This is a genomic window from Streptomyces sp. NPDC051563 (assembly GCF_044454225.1).
GTDB lineage: Bacteria > Actinomycetota > Actinomycetes > Streptomycetales > Streptomycetaceae > Streptomyces.
The window spans coordinates 19116-43134 of sequence record NZ_JBITDL010000003.1; the positions used below are offsets into that span (position 1 = coordinate 19116).

11 protein-coding genes and 1 pseudogene are annotated in these 24019 nt (G+C 73.7%); 7 read left to right on the forward strand and 5 right to left on the reverse strand.

What is annotated here, in order from left to right; translation table 11 throughout:
- Positions 1–3: 3 nt before the first annotated feature.
- Positions 4–3639: a nitrate reductase subunit alpha gene (locus ACIA8F_RS04320; protein ID WP_399376981.1), complete on the reverse strand. Its 3636-nt coding sequence runs from the start codon at positions 3637–3639 to the stop codon at positions 4–6.
- 318 nt (positions 3640–3957) lie between these two features.
- Between ACIA8F_RS04320 and ACIA8F_RS04325 the strand changes: the two genes are divergently transcribed.
- The gene (locus ACIA8F_RS04325) at positions 3958–4707 is read left to right on the forward strand and encodes a YwiC-like family protein (RefSeq protein ID WP_399376668.1); all 750 of its coding nucleotides are present in this window, start codon (positions 3958–3960) and stop codon (positions 4705–4707) included.
- 28 nt (positions 4708–4735) lie between these two features.
- On the opposite strand, the gene ACIA8F_RS04330 is transcribed toward ACIA8F_RS04325, so the two are convergent.
- Both ACIA8F_RS04330 and ACIA8F_RS04335 read right to left on the reverse strand, forming a co-directional pair.
- Positions 4736–5617, reverse strand: coding sequence for a GNAT family N-acetyltransferase (locus ACIA8F_RS04330; RefSeq protein WP_399376669.1), 882 nt, complete (start codon positions 5615–5617; stop codon positions 4736–4738).
- A 113-nt stretch (positions 5618–5730) separates the two neighbouring features.
- Complete coding sequence (locus ACIA8F_RS04335; protein WP_399376670.1) at positions 5731–8628, reverse strand: YbhN family protein; 2898 nt, start codon at positions 8626–8628, stop codon at positions 5731–5733.
- A 130-nt stretch (positions 8629–8758) separates the two neighbouring features.
- On the opposite strand from ACIA8F_RS04335, the gene ACIA8F_RS04340 reads away from it, so the two are divergent.
- The 5 genes from ACIA8F_RS04340 to nudC all read left to right on the forward strand — a co-directional run bounded on the left by ACIA8F_RS04340 (position 8759) and on the right by nudC (position 20950).
- Positions 8759–9106 carry an MGMT family protein gene (locus ACIA8F_RS04340; protein ID WP_399376671.1) on the forward strand — a complete coding sequence of 116 codons (348 nt, stop codon included), beginning with the start codon at positions 8759–8761 and terminating at the stop codon, positions 9104–9106.
- A gap of 321 nt (positions 9107–9427) precedes the next feature.
- Complete coding sequence (locus ACIA8F_RS04345; protein WP_399376673.1) at positions 9428–13465, forward strand: UvrD-helicase domain-containing protein; 4038 nt, start codon at positions 9428–9430, stop codon at positions 13463–13465.
- Between the two features lie 662 nt (positions 13466–14127).
- A complete protein-coding gene (locus tag ACIA8F_RS04350) occupies positions 14128–18489 on the forward strand; it encodes a UvrD-helicase domain-containing protein (protein ID WP_399376982.1) in 4362 nt (1453 codons plus the stop codon).
- A 10-nt stretch (positions 18490–18499) separates the two neighbouring features.
- Entirely contained in the window at positions 18500–19909 is a 1410-nt protein-coding gene (locus tag ACIA8F_RS04355) for a dipeptidase (protein ID WP_399376674.1), read from the forward strand.
- Between the two features lie 87 nt (positions 19910–19996).
- A complete protein-coding gene (nudC, locus tag ACIA8F_RS04360) occupies positions 19997–20950 on the forward strand; it encodes an NAD(+) diphosphatase (protein WP_399376675.1) in 954 nt (317 codons plus the stop codon).
- Positions 20951–21065: 115 nt separating this feature from the next.
- On the opposite strand, the pseudogene ACIA8F_RS04365 reads toward nudC, so the two are convergent.
- Positions 21066–21278 (reverse strand): annotated as a pseudogene (locus ACIA8F_RS04365) (aldo/keto reductase); the annotation flags it as partial.
- Positions 21279–21400: 122 nt separating this feature from the next.
- Entirely contained in the window at positions 21401–21661 is a 261-nt protein-coding gene (locus tag ACIA8F_RS04370; RefSeq protein WP_399376676.1) for a mycoredoxin, read from the reverse strand.
- Positions 21662–21818: 157 nt separating this feature from the next.
- Between ACIA8F_RS04370 and ACIA8F_RS04375 the strand changes: the two genes are divergently transcribed.
- Positions 21819–23984 (forward strand): ATP-dependent DNA helicase UvrD2, encoded by a 2166-nt coding sequence (locus tag ACIA8F_RS04375; protein WP_399376677.1) that lies wholly within the window; start codon positions 21819–21821, stop codon positions 23982–23984.
- Positions 23985–24019: the final 35 nt, after the last annotated feature.

A 24019-nucleotide genomic window follows, 5' to 3' on the forward strand; every position in this document is an offset into this window, starting at 1 on the left:
TTGTTAGAACTCCACCTTCTGGTCGCGGCGGCGGATGACCGTCACCTCGTCGCGCTGGTTGCCGGTCGGGCCGAGGTAGTTGAAGGCCCAGGTGAGCTGGGCGTAACCGCCGATGAGGTGGGTGGGCTTGAGCATCACCCGGGTGAGCGAGTTGTGGATGCCGCCGCGGCGGCCGGTCTTCTCCGTCTTGGGGACGCCGACCGTGCGCTCCTGCGCGTGGTTCATGTAGACCGTGCCGGGCGGCATCTTGTGGGAGACGATCGCGCGGGCGGTGATCACGCCGTTGCGGTTGACCGCCTCGATCCAGTCGTTGTCCGCGACGCCGATCGCCTCGGCGTCCTGCGGGGACATCCACACCGTCTGGCCGCCGCGGCCCAGGGTCATCATGTAGAGGTTGTCCTGGTACTGGCTGTGGATCGCCCACTTGTTGTGGGGGGTCAGGTACCGGACCGCCACCGACTTGGTCTTCTCGTCGACCGTGCCGAGCTCGGGCTCCCCGTACAGGGTGTGCATGTTCAGCGGCGGCTTGTAGACGGGGAGGGACTCCCCGACCTCGTGCAGCCAGTCGTGGTCGATGAAGAAGTGCTGGCGGCCGGTGAGGGTGTGCCATGGCTTGAGGTGCTCGGTGTTGATCGTGAAGGCCGTGTACCGGCGCCCGCCGGACTCCGAACCCGACCACTCGGGCGAGGTGATCACCGGGACCGGGCGGGCCTGGGTGTCGGCGAAGGTGATCCGCTTGCCCTCGGCCTCGGCGGCCAGGTGGGCCATGTGCGTGCCGACCTTCTTCTCCAGGGTCTCGAACCCCTGCGTGGCCAGGCGGCCGTTGCTGGTGCCGGAGAGGGAGAGGATCGCCTCGCAGGCCTGCTGGGCGGTCTCCAGGCGCGGGCGGCCGTCGGCGACTCCGCCGCGGACCGTACCGTTCTTCGCACCGAGGTAGGAGATCTCCTCGGCCACGTCGAAGGTGACGGCCTTCGTGGTCACGCCCAGCTCGTCGACGAGCGGCCCGAGCGCGGCGAACTTCTCGCCGACCGCCCCGTAATCCCGCTCCACGACCGCCAGGTTGTACATGGTCCGGCCCGGTACGGGCTCGCACTCGCCCTTCGACCAGTCCAGCGCGACCCCGCCGGGCTGGGCCATCTCGCCGCCCGGGGTGTCGTGCTGGAGGGCGGTGGCGACCAGGTCCTTGCGCACGCCCAGGTGGGTCTTCGCGAGCTCGCCGAAGCGCTCGGCCAGCCCCTTGAAGGCGTCGTAGTCGGAGCGGGCCTGCCACGGCGGGTCCACGGCCGGGGTGAAGGCGTGCAGGAAGGGGTGCATGTCCGTGGAGGACAGGTCGTGCTTCTCGTACCAGGTGGCCGCCGGGAGCACCACGTCGGAGAGCAGCGTCGTCGACGTCATCCGGAAGTCCATGGACATGAGCAGGTCGAGCTTGCCCTCCACGTCCTCCTCCCGGTACGTCACGTCCTTCGGGGTGCAGCGCGGCCCGTCCTCGGGCAGGTTGGAGTGGGTGCCCAGGAGGTGCTTGAGGAAGTACTCGTTGCCCTTGGAGCTGGAGCCCAGCAGGTTGGCCCGCCACACGTTCAGCACGCGCGGCCAGTTGTGCGGGGCGTCCGGGTCCTCGCCGGCGAAGCCGAGCTCGCCGCTCCTCAGCTGCCGGACGGTCTCCGCGATCGGGTCCTCGGCCTCGCCCAGCTCCAGCGGGTTGCGGTCGAAGGTCGGGTACGAGGGCATCCAGCCCATCCGGGCGCTCGCCGCCAGGCAGTCCGAGCCGGTCATGCCCTCGAAGGCCCCGGTGGCCAGCGGGGAGGCCAGCGCCTCGGCCGGCAGGGTGTCGTAACGCCACTGGTCGGTGTGCAGGTAGAACCAGGCCGCGCCGATCATCTGGCGCGGCGGGCGCGACCAGTCGGAGGCGGCGGCCAGCGTCGCCCAGCCGGTGACCGGACGGCACTTCTCCTGGCCGACGTAGTGGCCCCAGCCGCCGCCGTTGCGGCCCTGGCAGCCGGTGAGGGTGAGCAGGGCCAGGAAGGAGCGGTAGATGGTCTCCGAGTGGAACCAGTGGTTCGTGCCCGCGCCCATCAGGATCATGCAGCGGCCGTTCGACTGCTCGGCGGTCTGCGCGAACTCCCGTGCCACGCGCGCCGCCTGGGCCGCCGGGACGGAGGTCAGCGACTCCTGCCAGCCGGGGGTGCCCGGGGCGCTCGCGTCCTCGTAGCCGGTGGGCCACACGCCGGGCAGGCCCTCGCGGCCGACCCCGTACTGGGCAAGCATCAGGTCGAAGACGGTCGTGACGAGCCGCTCGCCGTCGGCGGTCGCGAGCCGCCGTACCGGAACGCCGCGGCGGATCGTGCCGCCCCGCTCGTCGTCCTCGAAGCGCGGGAGGACGATCTCCGCGCTCTCGTCGGCGGTGCCGTGGAGCGTCAGCCGCGGGACGGTGTCCCCGAGGTCGAGGTTCCACTCGGGCTTCTCGTTCTTGCCCCAGCGGTGGCCGAGCGAGCCGTTCGGCACGACGGCCTCGCCGGTCGCGTCGTCGACCAGCACGGTCTTCCACCGCGCGTTCTCCGTCTCCCGGCCGAGGTCGGCCGCGGTGACGAACTTCCCCGGAACCAGGCCTTGCTCGGTCTCCTTGAGGGACACCAGGAACGGCAGGTCCGTGTACTGGCGGACGTAATCCGTGAAGAAAGGGGTCTGCTTGTCGACGAAGAATTCCTTGAGGATGACGTGGCCCATCGCGAGGGCCAGCGCACCGTCCGTACCGGGGTGCGGGTGCATCCATTCGTCGGCGAATTTGGTGTTGTCCGCGTAATCCGGGGAAACGGTGACGACCTTCTGGCCGCGGTAACGGGCCTCGGCCATCCAGTGGGCGTCCGGGGTACGGGTGACGGGGACGTTCGAGCCCCACATCATCAGGTACGCGGCGTCCCACCAGTCGCCCGACTCGGGGACGTCCGTCTGGTCCCCGAACACCTGCGGGGAGGCGACCGGGAGATCGGCGTACCAGTCGTAGAAGGACAGCATCGGCGCGCCGATGAGCGAGTGGAAGCGGGCGCCGGCCGCGTGCGAGGCCATCGACATCGCCGGGATCGGCGAGAAGCCCGCCACCCGGTCCGGCCCGTGCTCCTTGATCGTGTGCACGTGCGCGGCGGCGACGATCTCCGTCGCCTCCTCCCACGTCGCCCGCACCAGGCCGCCCTTGCCGCGGGCCTGCTGGTACGAGCGCCGGCGGACCGGGTCGGACTGGATGTCGGCCCAGGCCTCGACCGGGTCGCCGAGACGCGCCTTGGCCTCGCGGTACATCTCCAGCAGGGTGCCGCGCACGTACGGGTAGCGCACCCGGGTGGGGGAGTAGGAGTACCAGGAGAACGAGGCGCCGCGCGGGCAGCCGCGGGGCTCGTACTCGGGGCTGTCGGGGCCCACGGAGGGGTAGTCGGTGGACTGGGTCTCCCAGGTGATGATCCCGTCCTTGACGTAGACCTTCCACCGGCAGGAGCCGGTGCAGTTCACGCCGTGGGTGGAGTACACGACCTTGTCGTGGCTCCACCGGTCCCGGTAGAAGGCCTCCGCGGCGCGGCCGCCGGTGTGGTGGACGGTCCGCAGGTCCTCCGAGACCTCGGCGGTCCGGAAGAAACTGCCCGCCTTGATCAGCGATTCGACGGCGTCCTGGTGTCGGTCGCGTACGTCGCGTCCGTCGCGTTCTTCGCGTGCGTGGCGCTCGTGCAAGGCGACCCTCCAGGCCGGAATAAAAGGCGGTGCGGGGTCTGGGCAAGATGACCCAGGCACGACGCTACGCCCGGCGCGGAGGCGAATCCGATGACAAAGGTCCCGTACGGGGGTGACCTAATCCCGGTCTTTCACAGGCCGAGTGGATGCCACGCTGGAGAGGTCAACTCCATTGTGGAGACGGAAAATTACGAGTCCGAATACCAGTTATCCGGATATCGACGAGCGGAAGGCTTCGCCGAGGTGTCCCGGAACAGGGGAAGGAAAGCGGCCTGGATTCCGGACCAGCACGGGGCGTGGGCGATGCTTACGGTGCCCTTCCTCGCGGGCACGTTCCTCTCGCCGCGGCCCGGGGCGCAGCACGCCCTGCTGCTGACGGCCTGGCTCCTCGGCTACGCCGCGGTCTTCCACGCCCAGCAGTGGCTGCGCCTGCGCCGGGTCGCCGCGCGGCGCCCGCAGGTGGCCCGGCGGCACGTCCGCCCGGCGCTCGTCCTCGGTGCGGCGACCGCCCTGGCGGGGATCCCGCTCGCGGTGCTCCACCCCTGGCTGCTGCTCGCGGGCGCGGTGGCGGCGCCCTTCGTGGCCGTGAACTCCTGGTTCGCGCGCACCAACCGCGAGCGGGCTCTGGTCAACGGGCTGGTCGCGGTGGCCCCGGCGTGCGGCATGCTGCCGGTGGCCGCCCGGCTGGGCGGCGGAGGACTGCCGTGGGCGCCCGCCGCCGCCTGCCTGCTGTACTTCGCGGGCACGGTCCCGTACGTGAAGACGATGATCAGGGAACGCAACTCCCTTACGTACTACCGCGGTTCGGTGACCTACCACGCGGTGGCCGGCGCCCTGGCGGCCTGCCTCTCCCCGTGGCTGGCCCTGCCCTTCGCGGCCTACCTGGCCCGGGCCGCCGCGCTCCCCGGCCGCGGGCTCAAGGTGGCGGTGGTCGGAGCGGTCGAGATCGTGGGCTCGGCGGCCCTGCTGGCTTCGCTGCTGCTGGTCTTCTAGTGCCTCAGGGAAGTGGGCCGGGGCCGCTTCAGAGGGGCAGCGAGCGGAACTCGTCCAGGACGGCGAACCCGGTGCTGTCGTAGAGGCTCATCGCCACCTCGTTGCCGCCGAAGACGTTGAACATCATCGCCTCGTCGCCGCCCTGCCGGGTGGCCCACTCGCCGACGGCCATCGCGGCCCGCCCGTAGCCCTTGCCGCGGTGCTCCTCGTAGACCTCCAGCGAGAAGCCGAAGGTGACGCCCGGCAGGAAGCCGTGGTTCACCCAGCCCGTGCCGATCACCTGCCCCTGCGCCTCCATCGCGTAGAAGGCGTGCCCGGGGGTGCGGTAGCCCTGCGGGAGGGACCGGGCGAAGTCCTCGTCGGACTTGGCCTTGGCCTGCTCCGCGGTCAGGGCTCCGGCGCGGACGATGTCCGCGATGTACGCGGCCTCCTCGCCCGCGTACCAGCCGGGGTACTCCTCCTCGGTGAGCGGGCGGACGCCGAGGCCCGGCGGCAGCTCCGGCCGCTCGGCGGCGGTGCGCATCCGGTTCTGGCCCCGTACGGGGTAGTCGGCGAAGACCGCGTGCGCGGGCCCGGCGGCGCCGCTGAGCCGGACCTCCACCCGTTCCGCGCCCCGTCCGGCGCACCAGCGCTCGGCCCATGCGCGGGCCGCCGCCGCGGCCGGACCCGGCTCCGCCGTCAGATCGTGGATCCGGCCCACGGTGGCCCCGTTGTCCTGGGACACCCCGACCGCGATCCAGCCGGCGCCGTCCGCGGCCACCGTCCAGTCGTCGGCGCCCTTCAGCGCCCGCTCCAGCAGGGCCCGGGCGAGGGGCTCCGAACAGCCCGCGGCCCGGTACCCGGCGAGGACCCGCTCCTCGAAGCCGGCCCGCCACTCGCTCCGGTCGGTGACCACCTGTATCGCGTTCATCCGGTCACCCTAGGCGGGGCTGCCGACAGGACTCCAGGGGATTTGGAGCCGCCGGGGGAGGCGGACCGTCCGGAGTATGCGGACCGCCCGGAGTATGCGGACCGCCGGGGGATTCAGATCGCTTCCTTGCGGGTCAGGAAGTTGAAGGAGATCCATCCCGGCAGCACCGGCAGCCAGAAGGTCACCACGCGGAACAGCAGCACCGCCGAGAACGCCACCTGGCCGTCCAGCCCCGCCGCGACCAGGCCCAGGGTCAGGGCGCCCTCCACCGCTCCGATGCCGCCCGGCGTCGGCGCGGCCGAACCCAGGGCGTTGCCGGCCAGGAAGACCACCGCGATGCTCGCGTAGCTGATGTCCTCGCCGCCGCCGAAGGCACGGATCGAGGCGTCCAGGCACATCACGAAGCAGCCCGTCAGCAGCAGCATCCCGCCGATGCCGGTCAGCAGCTTCTGCGGCCGCTGGAGCACGTCCAGCATGCGCGGGACCACTCCCGCGAACAGGGCCCGCACCCGGGTGGCCACGAACTTGCGCAGGAAGGGCACGGCCGTGACCACCAGCACCAGCACGGCCACCGTCAGCAGACCCGCGATGACCGTCCTCGACGGGGTCATCTCGGGGGTCTTCTCGGTGCCCGTCAGATAGCCGAAGGACAGCAGCAGCAGGATGTGGCTCGCCAGCCCGAACAGCTGCGAGGCGCCCACACTGGCCACCGCCAGCCCCGGCCGGATGCCGGCCCGCTGGAGGAAGCGGGTGTTCAGCGCGACCCCGCCGACCGCCGCCGGAGCCACCAGCTTCACGAAGGAACCGGCGACCTGGGCCAGTACGGTCCGCAGGAACGGCACCCGCTCGGGCACGAAGCCCAGCAGGCTCATCGCCGCCGCGAAATAGGTGAGCGCCGAGAAGGCGAGCGCCACCCCGACCCAGCCCCACTGCGCATCGCCGATCGTGGTGGCGAAGTCGACGTGCGCGATCTGCGTGACCAGGAAGTACGCGCCGAACGCACCGGCGATGAACGACACGAGCGTGCGCGGCCGGATCCGCTCCAGCCGGGCCGGCTCCACCGGCGCCTGCGGACGGATCAGCAGCACCTGCTGGCGGATCTGGCTCAGCAGATCCTCCTCGCGGGCCCCGTCGAGCGCGTCGTCCAGGGCCTTCTTCTCGGCCTTCTTCTCGACCTTGCCGATGGCCGAGCGCGCCGAGGACGAGGCGGAGTCCGCCCCGCGCGCGGCCTTCGCCGCCCGCGAGGACTCCAGTACGGCCTCCCGCTCCCGGTCCGCCCGCTCCCGCGCCTGCTTGCGCAGCGTGGCCCGGGTGGAGCGGCTCAGCGCGATCGGCTGGAGCAGCGGCAGACAGTCCGCCACCGCGTCCGGGCCGAGCACCGACACCGCCGAGGCCACCGAACGCTCGGCGCCGACCCGCAGGCCGAGGGTGGTGAGCAGCTGCGCGATGTCCATGCGCAGCACGAGGTCGCCGGCCGCGATCTCGCCGCCGCGCAGATCGGTCAGGGTGATGGTGCCCGCCGGGGCGCCGTCGCTGCCGCTGCCGGAACGATCCACCACGAGGGCGTCCCCGGTGAGCCGCCGGTGCGCGATCCGCCGCGACTGCAGGGCCCGTACCTGCTGCCAGGCGTTGCGGCTCAGCTCGTCGGTGATCTCCTCGTCGGCCAGCGAGTCCAGGCTCCGGCCGCCCAGGTGCTCGTAGACGAGCATCACGGCGTCCGGACCCAGCTCGGAGGTGGCGATGAGCTTGGGCGCGTTGGCGCCGGCCGCGATGGCCGCGTACGCGAGCAGCGCCTCCTGCTCCAGCGCCTGGCGCAGCGACTGCAGACTGCGCCGGGTGGTGATCCCGCGCAGCGTGAGGCGGCGCCAGACCCGGTAGTAGAAGCCCTGGGCCTGCTGCTCCCGGTCCACGACGGTGACGTCGAGCGGCGGGCCGTCCTCCAGGGTGACGTGGTAGCGCCGCCCGCGGTCGCTGACCTCGGTGCTGTCGCCGCCTTCCGGGGACTCGGCGCGCATCGCGCTGACCGGCTGGAAGCCGACCCGGCGCAGGCCCGCGAGGAGGTTCTGCCCGGTGGGGCGGACGTTCGGCGAGCCGACCGCGTACAGGGTTCCGTACGCGACGCTCCAGCCGATCAGCACGGTCAGGATGATCGAGAAGGGGGTGGTGTAGCCGCCGACCAGCATCGCGAAGGCGTCCAGCAGCAGGACCACCCACAGCGCGACGCGCCAGCGCGGGCGCCGGGTCATCCCGACGGCGGTCATGTACGCGATCACGGGCGCGAGGTAGCCGTGCACCGGATCGGTGAGGGCCCCGCCGGCCCCGGTGGGGCGGGTGAGGGCTTCCTGGATGGTCTCGGGGGCGCCCTGGGAGACCCACAGGTCCGTGGCGAGGGTCACCCCGTGCGCGAGGACGGCGGCGAGCACGCCGTCGGCGATGCGCAGCCCGTCGCGCTTGATCAGCCGCTCGATGGCGAAGGCCACCGGGACGAGGAGCACGGCGATGCTCGACACCAGACCGGCGACCTTGATCAGCACGTCGGGCGCCTGCCCGGTGCCGTTGCTGATGTCGGCCTCCAGACCCGCGGTGGTGCCGTGGGCGAAGGCGGCGATGCCGAGGACGACGGCGATGCCGAGGACCCCGACGAGGAGGCGTACGAGGTCGGAGGGGCGGTGCACGCGGGCGGCGAGCAGCGGCTCGTCGACCTCCACCTGGTCGGCGGCCGTCGGGGTGTGACCGTGCGGGGCCTCGACGTCGTCGGGGGCCGGGGCGGGGGCCGGCTTCTGCACCGGTGGCGGTGCCGGCGCCGGTGGCGGTGCCGCTTCAGCGTCCGCGTCCGCGTTCGCTTCCGCTTCCGGAGACAGGGGCAAGGGCAAGCCGGCGTGCATATCGTCCTCGCGACCCGGTGGCGGGGCTTCGTCTGAGCGCGCGCCGTCGTTCGTCGCCGCGCCGTCCGGAGGACTCACACCCTGCTCCCTTCCCGTCACTTCCGTCTCTTCTTGATCACGTATCACGCGTCACCGCCCGGAAGATGGTGGCACGGACCGGCGGCCGCGGGGGGCAGCAGGGTGCGAGCCGGTCCGGAACACGGGCCTCCACGCGCTTGCCGCTCCCCTGTCGGTCCGGTGCGGCACCATGGGCCGAATGAGCGAAGAGCTGCCCGCGTACGCGGAGCGGGTGCTGGAGGCGGCCGAGCGGATTCCGCCCGGCCGGGTGATGACGTACGGCGATGTCGCGGAGTGGCTCGGGGAGGGCGGCCCCCGCCAAGTGGGCCGCGTCATGGCCCTGTACGGGGGAGCCGTGCCCTGGTGGCGGGTGGTGCGGGCCGACGGCCGCCCGCTGCCCGGCAGCGAGCTGCGGGCGCTGGAGAACTACCGCGCGGAGGCCACCCCGCTGCGTCTGACCGGCGACGGCGAACCGCGGCTCGATATGCGGCGGGCGCGCTGGGACGGGGACGGCGCGGACGCAGCGCGGGACGAAGGTCACATGTGACAGCTTCGGCCATGCGAGGCCCGCACGGGTGGTCGAAGGGACGTGCGAAGCCCCGTACGGGGGACGCGTGGGACCGGATGGCAGTGAGGTCGGCAGTACCGGGGAAACTGCGCCCGCCGCGCGCAGTGCCGTAGCGTTGCCTCTTCGGCTTCGGCGCAGGCCGCCGTTTCGGCCGGGGCTCCGGCTCCGGCCGGGGCTCAGGCTCCGGCTTGGGCCAGGGCTCAGGCTTCGGCCGCGGCCACCGCCCGGGCCGTCACCACAGCAGCAACCGCTGCGGCAGCGACCGCCGCAACGGCAGACCCACCAGGACCGGCACCCCACGTGAACACCTCTTCCTCCGACGGCCACCGCACCGAGCGGCGGCGTGCGCGGACCCCGGACGCGTACCGCCTGGTGCGTACCGGTGCGGAGCGGGTGGATCCTCCTGTGCTGGACGCAGCGCAGCGCGCGGTGGTTGAGCACACCGGCGGTCCGCTGCTGGTCCTGGCCGGACCGGGCACCGGAAAGACGACCACGCTGGTCGAGGCGGTCGCGGCCCGCGTGGAGTCCGGGACCGACCCCGCACGCGTCCTGATCCTCACCTTCAGCCGCAAGGCCGCGGTCGAACTGCGCGACCGCACCGCCCTGCGGCTCGGCGGGGCGCGCGCCCCGCAGGCCACCACCTTCCACTCCTTCTGCTACGGACTGGTCCGCTCCCACCAGGACACCGAACTCTTCGCGGACCCGCTGCGCCTCCTCTCCGGCCCGGAGCAGGACGTCATGGTCCGCACCCTCCTCGAAGGCCAGCGCCGGATCCGCTCGATCCGCTGGCCGGACGACCTGCGGGCCGCGCTGACCACGCGCGGCTTCGCGGACGAGGTCCGCGCGGTGCTCGCCCGCGCCCGCGAACTGGGCCTGGGCCCCGGAGCCCTCTCCGACTTCGCGACCCGCCTGGGCCGGCCGGACTGGAAGGCGGCGGCGGCCTTCCTCGCCGAGTACCTCGACGTCCTGGACCTCCAGGGCACCCTGGACTACGCGGAACTCCTCCACCGCGCCGTCCTCCTGGCGGAACGCACCCCCTCGCTCTCGTCCCTGTACGACGTGATCTACGTGGACGAGTACCAGGACACCGACGCCTCCCAGCTGCGCCTGCTGCGCGCCCTGGCCGGACCCGCCGGCAGGCTGACCGCCTTCGGCGACCCCGACCAGTCGATCTACGCCTTCCGCGGCGCGGACATCAACAACATCCTCGACTTCGAGACCTCCTTCCCCGGAGCCGAGGTCCGCGCCCTCACCACCTCCCGCCGCTCCTCCTCGGCCCTCCTGGCCGCCACCCGCCACCTCACCACCCGCATGGCGCTGCCGCGCCTGCCCTCGGCGGCGGTACGGGCCCACCGCGCGCTCGCCTCGACCCGCGAGGGCGGCCGCGTCGAGGTGTTCACCTACCCCACCGCCGGCGCGGAACTGGACAACATCGCCGACATCCTGCGCCGGGCCCACCTGGAAGAGGGCGTGCCCTGGCAGGACATGGCCGTCCTGGTCCGCGCGGGCGGCCGCACCCTCCCGCAGATGCGCCGCGCCCTGATCGCAGCGGGAGTCCCGGCCGAAACCGACGGCACGGACTCCCCCCTCCGCCACGAGCCGGCCATATCCCCCCTCCTCACAGCCCTCCGCACCCTCGCCGAATCCGCCCTCCCCCCACCCACCGCCTCCCCGGCACCCGCACCCGCCTCCGCTGCCGCCGCGGCTGAAGCCGAGGCCACGTCCGGCGCCCCCACGGTCGGTCCCGCCGCCACGGGTGCCACTCCCGCCGCTGCAGGCGGCACCGAGCCGTCCGGCCCGGCCGTGCCTGCCTCCGCCGCTGACCCGGGCGGGGCCGAGGCCGTGTCGGGCGCCGCAGGCGCCGATGTGGGCGAGCCTGCTCGCAGCTCTGGGGTGGGCGGGCGGGGTGCTTTCCCCGGCGCGGACGTCGGTACGGGCGAGCTTGCTCGCAACTTTGGGGCGGGTGGGCGGGACACCTCACCCGCCGCCGGAGCCGGCACCGGTACGTCCGGCTCCGCCGACACCCAGGACGCGGTACGGGCCGGGCTGTCCGACGGGGTCGGGGAGGCGTCGGGCGCCGCAGGCGCCGGTGTGGGCGAGTCTGCTCACAACTTTGGGGCGGGTGGGCGGGACACCTCACCCGCCGCCGGAGACGGCACCGGTACGTCCGGCTCCGCCGACACCCAGGACGCGGTACGGGCCGGGCTGCCCGACGGGGTCGGGGAGGCATCGGGCGCCGCAGGCGCCGGTGCGGGCGAGCTTGCTCGCAACTTTGGGGCGGGTGGGCGGGGTGCTTCCCCCGCTACGGCGCCGTCCGGCTCCGCCGACACCCCGGACGCGGCACCGGCCGGGCCGTCCGACGGAGTCGGCGGTGCATCCGGCGCCGCAGGCGCCGGGACGGGCGGGGCTGCCCCGTCGGGAAGGGCCGCCGCAGGCGACACCGCCGGGGACGGGTGGATCGGGGTCGAGGCCGCGCTCGTGCTGCTGGCCTCGCCGCTCGGCGGGATGGACGCCGCCGACCTGCGCCGCCTCGGCCGCGCGCTGCGCGACGAGGAGCGGGCCGCGGGGGTCAAGACCCCCGCCCCCTCCGACGTGCTGCTCGCCAGAGCCCTCGCGGAGCCCGAGCGGCTCGTCGCCCACGACCCCGCCTACGCCCGCGGAGCACAACGCCTCGGCCTGCTGCTGCGCAAGGCCCGCGAGCTCCTCGCGGGTGGCGGCACCGCCGAGGAGGTCCTGTGGACCCTCTGGGACGGCACCCCCTGGCCACAGCGGCTGGAACGCAACGCCCGCCGCGGCGGCCCCGCCGGCCGCAACGCCGACCGCGACCTCGACGCCGTCTGCGCGCTCTTCGAGACCGCCGCCCGCGCGGAGGAACGTACCGGCGGCCGCGGCGCCCTGAACTTCCTCGAACAGCTCGAGGCCGAGGACATCGCCGGAGACACCCTCACCCCCCGCGCCGTCCGCCGCGAAGCCGTCCGCCTCATGACCGCGCACCGCTCCAAGGGCCTGGAGTGGGGACTCGTCGTCGTCGCGGGCGTCCAGGAAGGGCTCTGGCCCGACTTGCGCCGCCGCGGCTCCCTCCTCGAAGCCGACCGCATCGGCCGCGACGGCCTCGCCGAACCCCTCACCCCGGGCGCGCTCCTCGCCGAGGAGCGCCGGCTCTTCTACGTAGCCGCCACCCGCGCCCGCGAGCGCCTCGTCGTCACCGCGGTCAAGGCCCCCGCCGAGGACGGCGACCAGCCCTCCCGCCTCCTCACCGAGCTCGGCGTCCCCGTCAAGGACGTCACCGGCCGCCCCCGCCGCCCGCTCGCCGTCCCCGCGCTCGTCGCGGAACTCCGCGCCACCACCGTCGACCCCGACGCCTCGCCCGCCCTGCGCGACGCCGCCGCCCGGCGCCTCGCCCGGCTCGCCGTGCTCACCGACGACGAGGACCGCCCGCTGGTCCCGGCCGCGAACCCGCAGCGCTGGTGGGGGCTGTACGAGCCCACCCGCAGCAGCGTCCCGCTCCGCGACCGCGACCACCCCGTCGCCCTGTCCGGCTCCGCCCTGGAGCAGCTCGCCAACACCTGTTCCCTCCAGTGGTTCCTGGGCCGCGAGGTCAAGGCCGACGCCCCCTCCACCGCAGCCCAGGGCTTCGGCAACGTCGTCCACGTCCTCGCCGACGAGGTCGCCTCCGGCCGCACCCCCGCCGACCTCGCCGTCCTCATGGAACGCCTCGATTCCGTCTGGGATTCGCTCGCCTTCGACGCCCCCTGGAAGTCCCGCCAGGAGAAGGACAACGCCCGCGCCGCCCTGGAGCGCTTCCTGCGCTGGCACACCACCGACCGCGGGGGCCGGGAGACCGTGGCCACCGAGCACGACTTCGACGTCACCCTCGAAGCGGGGGAGTATGCCGTCCGGGTGCGCGGTTCCATGGACCGGGTCGAGGCGGACGCGCAGGGCCGCGCGTACGTCGTCGACTTCAAGACCGGCAAGTCCGCGCCGACCGCCAAGGAGGTCGAACGCCACCCGCAGCTCGCCGTGTACCAGCTCGCCGTGCGCGAGGGCGCCGTCGACGAGGTCTTCGACGGCCTGCGGCCCGCGCCGGGCGGTGCCGAACTCGTCCAGCTGCGCCAGGGCGCCGCCCAGCGCGACGGCGGCGACACGGTGCCCAAGATCCAGGCGCAGCAGGCTCTGGAGGGGGGCGCCCCCGGTGCCTGGGTCGGCGACCTGCTCGCCACCGCCGCCGGCCGGGTCCTCGACGAGCGCTTCGCCCCCGCCCTGGGCAAGCACTGCGACCACTGCTCCTTCCGCGCCTCGTGCAGCGCCCGCCCGGAGGGCCGCCAGACGGTGGAGTAGGCCGCGCGACCCACGCCGGAGCGGCAGCCGAGCACCCGGGCACGCCGGTGCGGCGGAGGTCCCCGGCCCCGGGTACGCCGGTGCGGCTGGGTGGGCCCTGCGGGGCAAGGTCCCCTACCCGCCCTTCGCCCGTTCCCCGGGCTTTGCCCGGACCCGTTGCCGGGTGCGGCGCCGTTGCCGGGGGCCAGCCCCCGGGCCCCCGCTCCTCAAACGCCGGAGGGGCTGATTGTGGCCGGCGTTCGGCTGGATGTGCGCGGGGCGGGCTGGTTTGCCGCGGAGCGGCACAATCCAGCCTCGCCGGCGTTTGAGGAGCGGGGTCTGGGGCGGAGCCCCAGGGGGTCCGGGCGCAGCCCGGGACCTCTCCCAGCCCGTCCGGCGCTTGAGGACCGGGCTCCGGGTAGCGCCCGGGGACACCCCAGCCTCGCCGGCGTTTGAGGCGCGGGTCCGGGCGGAGCCCGGGGAACGGTGGAAGGGCGGGTAGGGGACTCCGCCCCGCAGGGCAACCCCGCATGGCCGGTGCCACCACCCGAGCTCCCCCCCCGCCGGAGGCCAGCGCGGCGGGGACTGTCGGTGCGGGCGGCTAGCCTTTTCAGGTGCCCGCACGTCCGTCAGCCCACCAGGGCCCCGCCCACCAGGGCCCCACGCCCCAGCGCCCACAGGTCCTGACCGATCCCGAGCAGCTCAAGGAGCTCCTGGGGATCCCCTTCACGCCCGAGCAGATGGCCTGCATCACCGCCCCGCCCGCCCCGCAGGTCATCGTGGCGGGCGCCGGCTCCGGCAAGACCACCGTCATGGCCGCCCGCGTGGTCTGGCTGGTCGGCACCGGCGCGGTCGCACCCGAGCAGGTCCTCGGTCTGACCTTCACGAACAAGGCCGCGGGCGAGCTCGCCGAGCGGGTACGGACCGCCCTCGCACGGGCCGGGATCAGCGACCCGGACCCCTCCCCGGCCGAGGCCGACTCCGCGGGCGGCGAGCCGCGCATCTCCACGTACCACGCCTTCGCCGGACAGCTCCTCAAGGACCACGGCCTGCGCATCGGTCTGGAGCCCAGCGCCCGGCTGCTCGCCGATGCCACCCGCTTCCAGCTCGCCGCCCGGGTGCTCCGCGAGGCCCCGGGCCCGTACCCCGCCCTGACCAAATCGGTTCCCGACCTGGTCAGCGACCTCCTCGCGCAGGACGGAGAGCTCTCCGAGCACCTCGTACCCCCCGAGCGGCTGCGCGCGTACGACACGGAGCTCCTCTCCGCCCTCGCGGACGTGAAGCTGAGCAACGAAGACCTGCGCAAGGTCCCCGAGGCGGTCCGCGGCCGCCTCGAACTCCTCGAGCTGACCGAGCGCTACCGCGCGGCCAAGCGCTCCCGCGACCTCCTCGACTTCGGCGACCAGATAGCCCTCTCCGCCCGGCTCGCCACCACCCGCCCCGAGGTCGGAGCCCTGCTGCGCGAGGAGTTCCGCGTGGTGCTGCTCGACGAGTACCAGGACACCTCGGTCGCCCAGCGGCTCCTGCTCTCCGGGCTGTTCGGCGGGGGGACCGGCCACGCCGTGACCGCCGTCGGCGACCCCTGCCAGGCCATCTACGGCTGGCGCGGCGCCTCCGTGGCGAACCTCGACGATTTCCCCGAGCACTTCCCCTACGCCGACGGCAGCCCCGCCACCCGGTTCTCCCTCAGCGAGAACCGGCGCAGCGGCGGCCGCCTCCTGGACCTGGCCAACGAGCTCGCCGCCCCGCTGCGCGCCCTGCACGAGGGCGTCGAGGCCCTGCGCCCCGCCCCGGGCGCGGAGCGCGACGGCTCGGTCCGGTGCGCCCTGCTGGAGACCCACGCGCAGGAGCTCGACTGGATCGCGGACTCCGTCGCCCACCTGGTCCGCACCGGTACGGAGCCGCGCGAGATCGCCGTCCTGTGCCGTTCGGGCGGCGACTTCGCACGGATCCAGGCGGTCCTGGTCGAACGCGACGTGCCCGTCGAGGTCGTCGGCCTGTCCGGCCTCCTCCACCTCCCCGAGGTCGCGGACCTCGTCGCCGTTTGCGAGGTCCTCCAGGACCCGGGCGCCAATGCCGCGCTCGTCCGGCTGCTCATCGGGCCGCGCTGGCGCATCGGCGCCCGCGACCTGGCCCTGCTGGGCCGCCGCGCCCGCACCCTGATCTCCCGCTCCTCCCACTCGTCCTCCTCGGACGACGACCGCCTCGCGGCGGCCGTGGAGGGCGTGGACCCGGCGGAGATCGTGTCGCTGGCCGACGCCCTCGAAACCTTCCTGGACGGCGCGGGCCAGTCCGCCCCCGACCGGCTGCCCTTCTCCGCGGCCGCCCGGGTCCGCTTCGCACACCTCGCCCAGGAACTGCGCGACCTGCGGCGTTCCCTCTCCGACCCGCTGATGGACGTACTGCACCGGGTCCTGGCGACGACCGGCCTCGACGTTGAGCTGGCCTCGTCCCCGCACGCGCTGGCGGCCCGCCGCCGGGAGACCCTGTCGAGCTTCATGGACGTGGCGGCCGGCTTCGCCTCCCTGGACGGGGAGGCCTCCCTCCTCGCCTTCCTCGGCTTCCTGCGCACGGCGGCCCAGTACGAGAAGGGCCTGGACCACGCACTTCCCGGCGGCGAGAACACGGTCAAGGTCCTGACGGCCCACAAGTCCAAGGGCCTGGAATGGGACGTGGTGGTGGTCCCCGACCTCTCCGCCGGCTCCTTCCCGAAGGAGAAGGCCCCGGAGGCCTGGACCTCGTACGCGAAGGTCCTCCCGTACGCCCTGCGCGGGGACGCGCCGACCCTCCCGCCCACCCCGGAATGGACCTCGCCGGGCCTGCGCTCCTTCAAGTCGGCCCTCAAGTCCCACAAGGCCGTCGAGGAACTCCGCCTCGGTTACGTCACCTTCACCCGCCCGCGCTCCCTCCTCCTGGCCTCCGGCCACTGGTGGGGCCCGACGCAGAAGAAGCCGCGCGGCCCGTCCGCGTTCCTGACCGCCCTGTACGAGCACTGCGCCGCGGGCCACGGCGAGATCGAAGCCTGGGCCGACGCCCCGGAGCCCGACGCCGAAAACCCGTCCCTGTCCACGGACACCACCCCGGACCACTCCTGGCCCCTCCCCCTGGACCCCGCCTCCCTCGCCCTCCGCCGCGAGGCCGCCACCCTGGTCGAGTCCTACCTCCACCCACCCCGCCCGACCCCACCGGAGCCGGACCCCTACCTCTGGCCCCCCCACTGCGAAGACCCCGCCTACGACGAGGAACCCCCCTACCCGGCCCCGACACCCACCCCCTGGCCGCCGCACCCCGCGACCGCCTCCGCGACCACGCCCACCGCGCAGCGGGCAGGTGCCGATGGGTCGGCGACGGCGGCCACCCTGGACCCGGACCGGGCGGATGCCTCCGCGTCCGCCTCGCAGCGGGCAGGCGCCGACGTGTCGGCGACGGCGGCCTCCCCGGACCCGGGGGACGCCTCCGCGACCACGCCCACCCCGCAGCGGGCAGGCGCCGACGGGTCGGCAACCGCCGCCACCCCGGACCCGACGGATACCTCCGCGTCCGCGGCCACTCCGCAGCGGGCAGGTGCCGACGAGTCGGCAACCGCCGCCACCCCGGGGCCGTACCCGGCGGATGGCTCGGCGTCTGCGGCCACTTCGCGCTGGGCAGGTGCCGACGTGTCGGCGACGGCCGCCACCCCGGACCCGGACCGGGCGGATGCCTCTGAAGGCACCCTGGGGCCGGACCCGGCGGATACCCCAGCGTCTGCGGCCACCCCGTGGCCGACAGGGCCCGACGGGCCCGCGGCGATGGACGGCCCGTGGCCGGACCCGGTGGACGGACCGGCCGGCGCGGACGGCCGGCCGCAGGCCCGGACGGGTCCGGGCGTGCCCGGACGGGCCGTGCCCGCCGCAGGCGGAGGCCCGCAGGGGGCCCGGGGCGCAGCCCCGGTTTCGGGAAGGGGCGGGGTGGGGGAAGAAGAAGCCCCCCCACCCCCCGACGACCTGTGGCCGGACGACGGGGACCAAGCCTGGGCCGCGCCCGGCGCCGGCAGCCAGGACCTGTGGCCGGAGGACGGTTCCGGCGCCTGGGCCGACTCCACCCCCCGGCCGCGCCCCACCGCGCCCGCGGGCAACGAGGACCTGTGGCCCGAGTTCGAGGACGGGGACCGCGCCACCCCCCGGCCGCGCCCCAGCGCGCTCGGCGGTGACGAGGACCTGTGGCCCGAGGACGGCCCCGCCGCCGGACGGCAGACGGCCCGCCTCACCCCCGAGGAGGCCCGGGCCATCGCCTCCTGGGACCGTGACCTCGACGCCCTGGAGGGTGAGCTCCGCCGCGCCCGCGAGGCGGTCCGCGACGTGGAGCTCCCGTCCGCGCTGTCCGCCAGCCAGCTGCTCCGCCTCGCCTCCGACGAGCAGGGCTTCGTACGCGACCTCGCCCGCCCCATGCCCAAGCCCCCGCAGCCCGCCGCCCGCCAGGGCACCCGGTTCCACGCCTGGGTCGAGTCCCGGTTCGAGGAGCTCCCGCTGCCCCACCTCGACGTCCTCGACCCCCTCACCGACCTCCCCGGGGCCCAGCCCCCCGGAGGGGACGCCTCCGACCAGGACATCGCCGACGAGGCCGACCTCGAATCCCTCAAGGCGGCCTTCGAGCGGAGCCCGTACGCCGACCGGACCCCGTACCGCATGGAGGTCCCGGTCCAGCTCACCCTCGCCGGCCGGGTGATCCGAGGCCGGATCGACGCCGTCTACCGCACCACGGACACGGACACGGCTGCGGCCAAGGACACAGACACGGCCGCAGACACGGCCACCGACGCCGGCGGCTACGAGATCGTCGACTGGAAGACCGGCCGCACCACCGAGGCCGACCCCCTCCAGCTGGCCGTCTACCGCCTGGCCTGGGCCGAAGCCACGAACACCCCCCTCGCCCGGGTCACGGCCGTGTTCCTGCACGTCCGCAGCGGCCGCGTCATCCGCCCCCGCAACCTCCCCGACCGCGCCCGCCTTGAGCAGATCCTCCAAGGCAAAACGGACACGGAAGGTGACCGTCGAACGGACGGCTAGGCTCGTGGGCATGAGCGACACCCCGGCGGACAGCGTCGTCCGCACGTACATCGACACACACCGCGCGGCCTTCCTCGACGACCTCGCCGACTGGCTGCGCATCCCCTCCGTCTCGGCCCAGCCCGAGCACGCGGACGACGTACGGCGTAGCGCGGACTGGCTGGCCGCGAAGCTCAAGGAGACCGGTTTCCCGGTCGCCGAGGTCTGGCAGACGGCCGGCGCGCCCGCCGTCTTCGCGGAGTGGCCGAGCGAGGATCCGGCCGCCCCGACCGTCCTCGTGTACGGGCACCACGACGTGCAGCCCGCCGCCCTCGCGGACGGCTGGCACACCGACCCGTTCGAGCCGGTGATCAAGGACGGCCGGATGTACGGGCGCGGCGCCGCCGACGACAAGGGCCAGGTCTTCTTCCACACCCTCGGCGTCCGGGCCCACCTGGCCGCGACCGGCGCGTCCGCCCCCGCCGTGCACCTCAAGCTGATCGTCGAGGGCGAGGAGGAGTCGGGCTCTCCGCACTTCCGCGCGCTCGTGGAGCGCGAGGCGGCCCGCCTCGCCGCCGATGTCGTGATCGTGTCCGACACCGGCATGTGGTCCGAGACCACCCCCACCGTCTGCACCGGCATGCGCGGCGTCGCGGACTGCGAGATCGACCTGTTCGGCCCCGACCAGGACATCCACTCGGGTGCCTTCGGGGGCGCCGTGCCCAATCCGGCCACCGTCGCGGCCCGCCTCGTCGCGGCCCTGCACGACGCGGACGAGCGGGTCACGATCCCCGGCTTCTACGACAACATCGCCGAGCTCACGGACGCGGAGCGCCAGCTGATCGCCGAGCTCCCCTTCGACGAGGCCGAGTGGCTCCGTACGGCCAAGTCGTACGCGGCATCGGGCGAGGCCGGGTACTCCACCCTGGAGCGCGTCTGGGCCCGCCCGACCGCCGAGGTCAACGGCATCGGCGGCGGCTACCAGGGCCCCGGCGGCAAGACCATCGTGCCGGCCTCGGCGCACCTGAAGCTGTCGTTCCGGCTGGTCTCCGGGCAGGACCCGTACGCGGTCGAGACGGCCGTGACGGCCTGGGTCGACGAACGCGTCCCGGCCGGCATCCGGCACTCCATCACCTTCGGCGCCCCGACCCGGCCGTGCCTGACCCCGCTGGACCACCCGGCGCTGCAGTCCGTCGTCCGCGCCATGAGCAGGGCCTTCGGCGAGAAGGTCCGCTTCACCCGCGAAGGCGGTTCGGGTCCGGCGGCCGACCTCCAGGACGTGCTGGACGCCCCCGTCCTCTTCCTCGGGATCTCCGTACCCTCCGACGGCTGGCACTCGCCGAACGAGAAGGTCGAGCTGGACCTGCTCACCAAGGGGGTCGAGACGGCCGCCTACCTCTGGGGCGACCTGGCCGCCCACTGGAAGCCGGCGTCCGCTTGATCGCGCCGCCCCACCCGTCACCACCGCCACCGCCACCGCACACCCGTCCGTCCTGCTGAGCCTGCCTGTGTCCCGCCACCGGGGGAGTTGGAAGTACCTGTGAGCACCCATACCGAGTCCGAGCGTCCGATCTCGCTGGCCGCGCCCAGCGGCATCGACCGCGCCGCGCACCACCGCCTCGACGAGGCGTGGCTCGCCGCGGCCTGGAGCCACCCCAGCACCCGCGTCTTCGTGGTCTCGGGCGGCCAGGTCCTGATCGACGACACCCCCGACGGCGGCACCGCGATCGTGATGACCCCGGCCTTCGAGGCCCCGGTCACCGAGACCCACCGGTACTTCCTGGGGACCGACGAGGACGGCGTACGGTACTTCGCGCTGCAGAAGGACTCGCTGCCCGGCCGCATGGACCAGTCGGCGCGCCCGGCCGGCCTGCGCGAGGCCGGCATGCTGCTCTCCCCCCGGGACGCCGGGCTGATGGTGCACGCGGTGGCGCTGGAGAACTGGCAGCGCATGCACCGCTTCTGCTCCCGCTGCGGCGAGCGCACGGTGGTCGCGGCGGCCGGTCACATCCGCCGCTGCCCGGGCTGCGGCGCCGAGCACTACCCGCGGACCGACCCGGCCGTGATCATGCTGGTCACGGACGACCAGGACCGGGCGCTGCTGGGCCGGCAGGTGCACTGGCCGGAGGGCCGCTTCTCCACCCTCGCGGGATTCGTGGAACCGGGCGAATCGATCGAGCAGTCGGTCATCCGCGAGGTCTGGGAGGAGGCGGGCGTCAAGGTCGGCGAGGTCGACTACGTCGCCAGCCAGCCCTGGCCGTTCCCGTACAGCCTGATGCTGGGCTTCACGGCGCGCGCCGTCACCTTCGACATCGAGGTCGACGGGGACGAGATCCAGGAAGCCCGCTGGTTCTCCCGCGACGACCTGCGCACGGCGATCGAGGCCGGCGAGGTCCTCCCGCCGGCGGGCATCTCCATCGCGGCCCGCCTGGTCGAGCTCTGGTACGGCAAGCCCCTCCCGAAGCCCACCACGACCGCCTGACGCATCCCCCGGCCCCCCGGCCCACCCCGGACACCGGTGAGGGCCCCCGCTCCGGCGGGGGCCCTCACCCGTTGGCCTGGGGGCAGCATGACCTGACGGGATACGGGCCGCGCGGAGGGTGCAGGGCCTCGGCCAGCAGCTCCTCGTTGGCGCCCCAGCCGTACATGGAGGCGGTGTCGATCAGCGTGACGCCCAGCTCGACGGCCCGCCGGAGCGCGGTGAGAGAGTTCTCACGGCCCGGGCCCGGGTCCGTGGGCAGGCGCATCGCACCGAAACCGAGCCTGCGCACTTCCCGATCCCCGCCGATGCAGAACGCGGTCGTACTCACGTGGTGATTCCTCCCCCTTGATCAATGTGATCAAGGGGTCAAGCCAACAGGGCAGTTGATCGTCCCCGGAGACGCAGAAGCCCCCGCCTGGGCGGGGGCTTTCGTGCGGGGTGCGCAGCAGGTCAGGCGGCGAGGGCCTGCTTGACCTGGGCGAGGCTCGGGTTCGTCATGACCGACTCGTTGCCCGCGGGGGAGGTGACGAGGACGGTGGGAACCGTCTGGTTTCCGCCGTTCGCCTTCTCCACGAACGCCGCGGACGCGGGGTCGTGCTCGATGTTGATCTCGGTGTAGGCGATGCCTTCCCGGTCCAGCTGCTTCTTCAGCCGGTTGCAGTAGCCGCACCAGGTCGTGCTGTACATCGTGACGGTGCCCGTGTCCTGCATGCTGCGCTCTCCTCTGTGAAGGCTCGTTGGTCCGAGTACTCGAACGTACGGGACCGCGCGGCCATTCCCCGACCCCGCATTTCGCGCCGGTACGACCGGCGGGGCGGCCCTGTGGACAAGTTCCCGGCCGCCCCGCGAGACCTGGCAGCATGGCGGGGTGACATCAGCAACGCACTCCTCATCCTTCACGCCCGGCGCCGACTCGGCCGACGCGGTGCTCCTGGGGCTGGACCCGGAGCAGCGCGAGGTCGCGACGACCCTGCGCGGGCCGGTGTGCGTGCTCGCGGGCGCCGGCACGGGCAAGACCCGGGCGATCACCCACCGCATCGCCTACGGGGTCCGCTCCGGCCAGCTGATGCCGGCGAGCGTGCTGGCCGTCACGTTCACCAACCGCGCCGCCGGCGAGATGCGCGGCCGCCTGCGCGAGCTGGGCGCGGGCGGGGTGCAGGCGCGGACCTTCCACTCCGCCGCCCTGCGCCAGCTCCAGTACTTCTGGCCGAAAGCGGTCGGCGGCGACGTGCCCCGGCTGCTGGAGCGCAAGATCCAGTTCGTCGCCGAGGCGGGCGCGCGCTGCCGCATCCGCCTCGACCGGGGCGAGCTGCGCGATGTCACCGGCGAGATCGAGTGGGCGAAGGTCACGCAGACGGTGCCCGCCGACTACCCGGCGGCCGCCCGCAAATCCGGCCGCGAGGCCCCCCGGGACCTGGCCGAGATCGCCCAGATCTACGGGACGTACGAGCAGCTCAAGCGCGACCGCGGCATGATCGACTTCGAGGACGTGCTGCTCCTCACCGTCGGCATCCTGCAGGACCGCCACGACATCGCCGAACAGATCCGCACCCAGTACCAGCACTTCGTCGTCGACGAGTACCAGGACGTCAGCCCGCTCCAGCAGCGGCTGCTGGACCTCTGGCTCGGCGAGCGCGACACCCTCTGCGTGGTGGGCGACGCCAGCCAGACGATCTACTCCTTCACCGGCGCCACCCCCGACCACCTGCTGAACTTCCGCACCAAGTACCCGCAGGCCACCGTGGTCAAGCTGGTCCGCGACTACCGCTCCACCCCGCAGGTGGTCCACCTCGCCAACGGGCTCCTCGCTCAGGCCAGGGGCCGCGCCGCCGAGCACCGCCTGGAGCTGGTCTCCCAGCGCGAGACCGGCCCCGACCCGGTCTACGCCGAGTACACCGACGAGCCCGCCGAAGCCGAGGGCATCGCCCACCGGGTCCGCGACCTGGTGGCCGCCGGCGTCCCGGCGGGGGAGATCGCCGTGCTCTACCGCATCAACGCCCAGTCCGAGGTCTACGAGCAGGCCCTCGCCGACGCCGGAGTCCCGTACCAGCTGCGCGGAGCCGAGCGCTTCTTCGAGCGCGCCGAGGTCCAGAAGGCGATCCTCGCCCTGCGCGGAGCCGCCCGCTCCGGCGGCAACGACCGGCTGCTCGACGACGTCGTGGAGCTCGGATCCCAGGTCCGGGCCGTGCTCAGCTCCACCGGCTGGACCAGCGCACCGCCCGCCGGTTCCGGAGCCGTACGCGACCAGTGGGAATCGCTGGCCGCGCTGGTCCGGCTCGCCGAGGACTTCGCCCGCAGCAGGCCGGCCGCGACCCTGGCCGACCTGACGGTCGAGCTGGACGAGCGCAAGGCCGCCCAGCACGCCCCGACCGTCCAGGGCGTCACCCTCGCCTCGCTGCACGCGGCGAAGGGCCTGGAGTGGGACGCCGTGTTCCTCGTGGGCCTGACCGACGGCATGATCCCGATCACCTATGCGAAGACGGACGAGCAGATCGAGGAGGAGCGCCGGCTCCTCTACGTCGGCGTCACCCGCGCCCGGCACCACCTGACGCTCTCCTGGGCCCTCTCGCGGACTCCGGGCGGCCGCGGGTCCCGGCGCCCCAGCCGCTTCCTGAACGGCCTGAGGCCGGGCTCCCTGGCGCCGGGAAGCAGGCCGGGCGGTCCGGCCGAGCCGGGGGCCCGCAAGCGCAGCCGCCGCGGCCCCGCCGTGTGCCGGGTCTGCCGCAAGACGCTGACCGACGCCGGCGAGCTGAAGCTGATGCGCTGCGAGGACTGCCCTTCGGACATGGACGAAGGGCTCTACGAGCGGCTGCGCGACTGGCGCGCCGTCCAGGCGAAGGAGCAGGGGATGCCCGGCTACTGCGTCTTCACGGACAAGACGCTGATGGCCATCGCGGAGGCCTCGCCCTCGCAGGAGGGAGAGCTCTCGATGATCTCCGGCGTGGGTGCCCGCAAGCTCGAGCGGTACGGAGCCGATGTGCTGGCCATCTGTGCAGGTGAGGACCCTGGGACGGAAGATCCTGACGACGCGTAGAAACTCGTCGGAAAAATAGTTTGCACATGCCCAGC

Bases quoted from the DNA above. Each gene is read 5' to 3' on its own strand.
- ACIA8F_RS04330 (WP_399376669.1), bottom strand. From the start codon at position 5,617: ATGAACGCGATACAGGTGGTCACCGACCGGAGCGAGTGGCGGGCCGGC.
- ACIA8F_RS04340 (WP_399376671.1), top strand. From the start codon at position 8,759: ATGAGCGAAGAGCTGCCCGCGTACGCGGAGCGGGTGCTGGAGGCGGCC.
- ACIA8F_RS04355 (WP_399376674.1), top strand. From the start codon at position 18,500: ATGAGCGACACCCCGGCGGACAGCGTCGTCCGCACGTACATCGACACA.
- ACIA8F_RS04370 (WP_399376676.1), bottom strand. From the start codon at position 21,661: ATGCAGGACACGGGCACCGTCACGATGTACAGCACGACCTGGTGCGGC.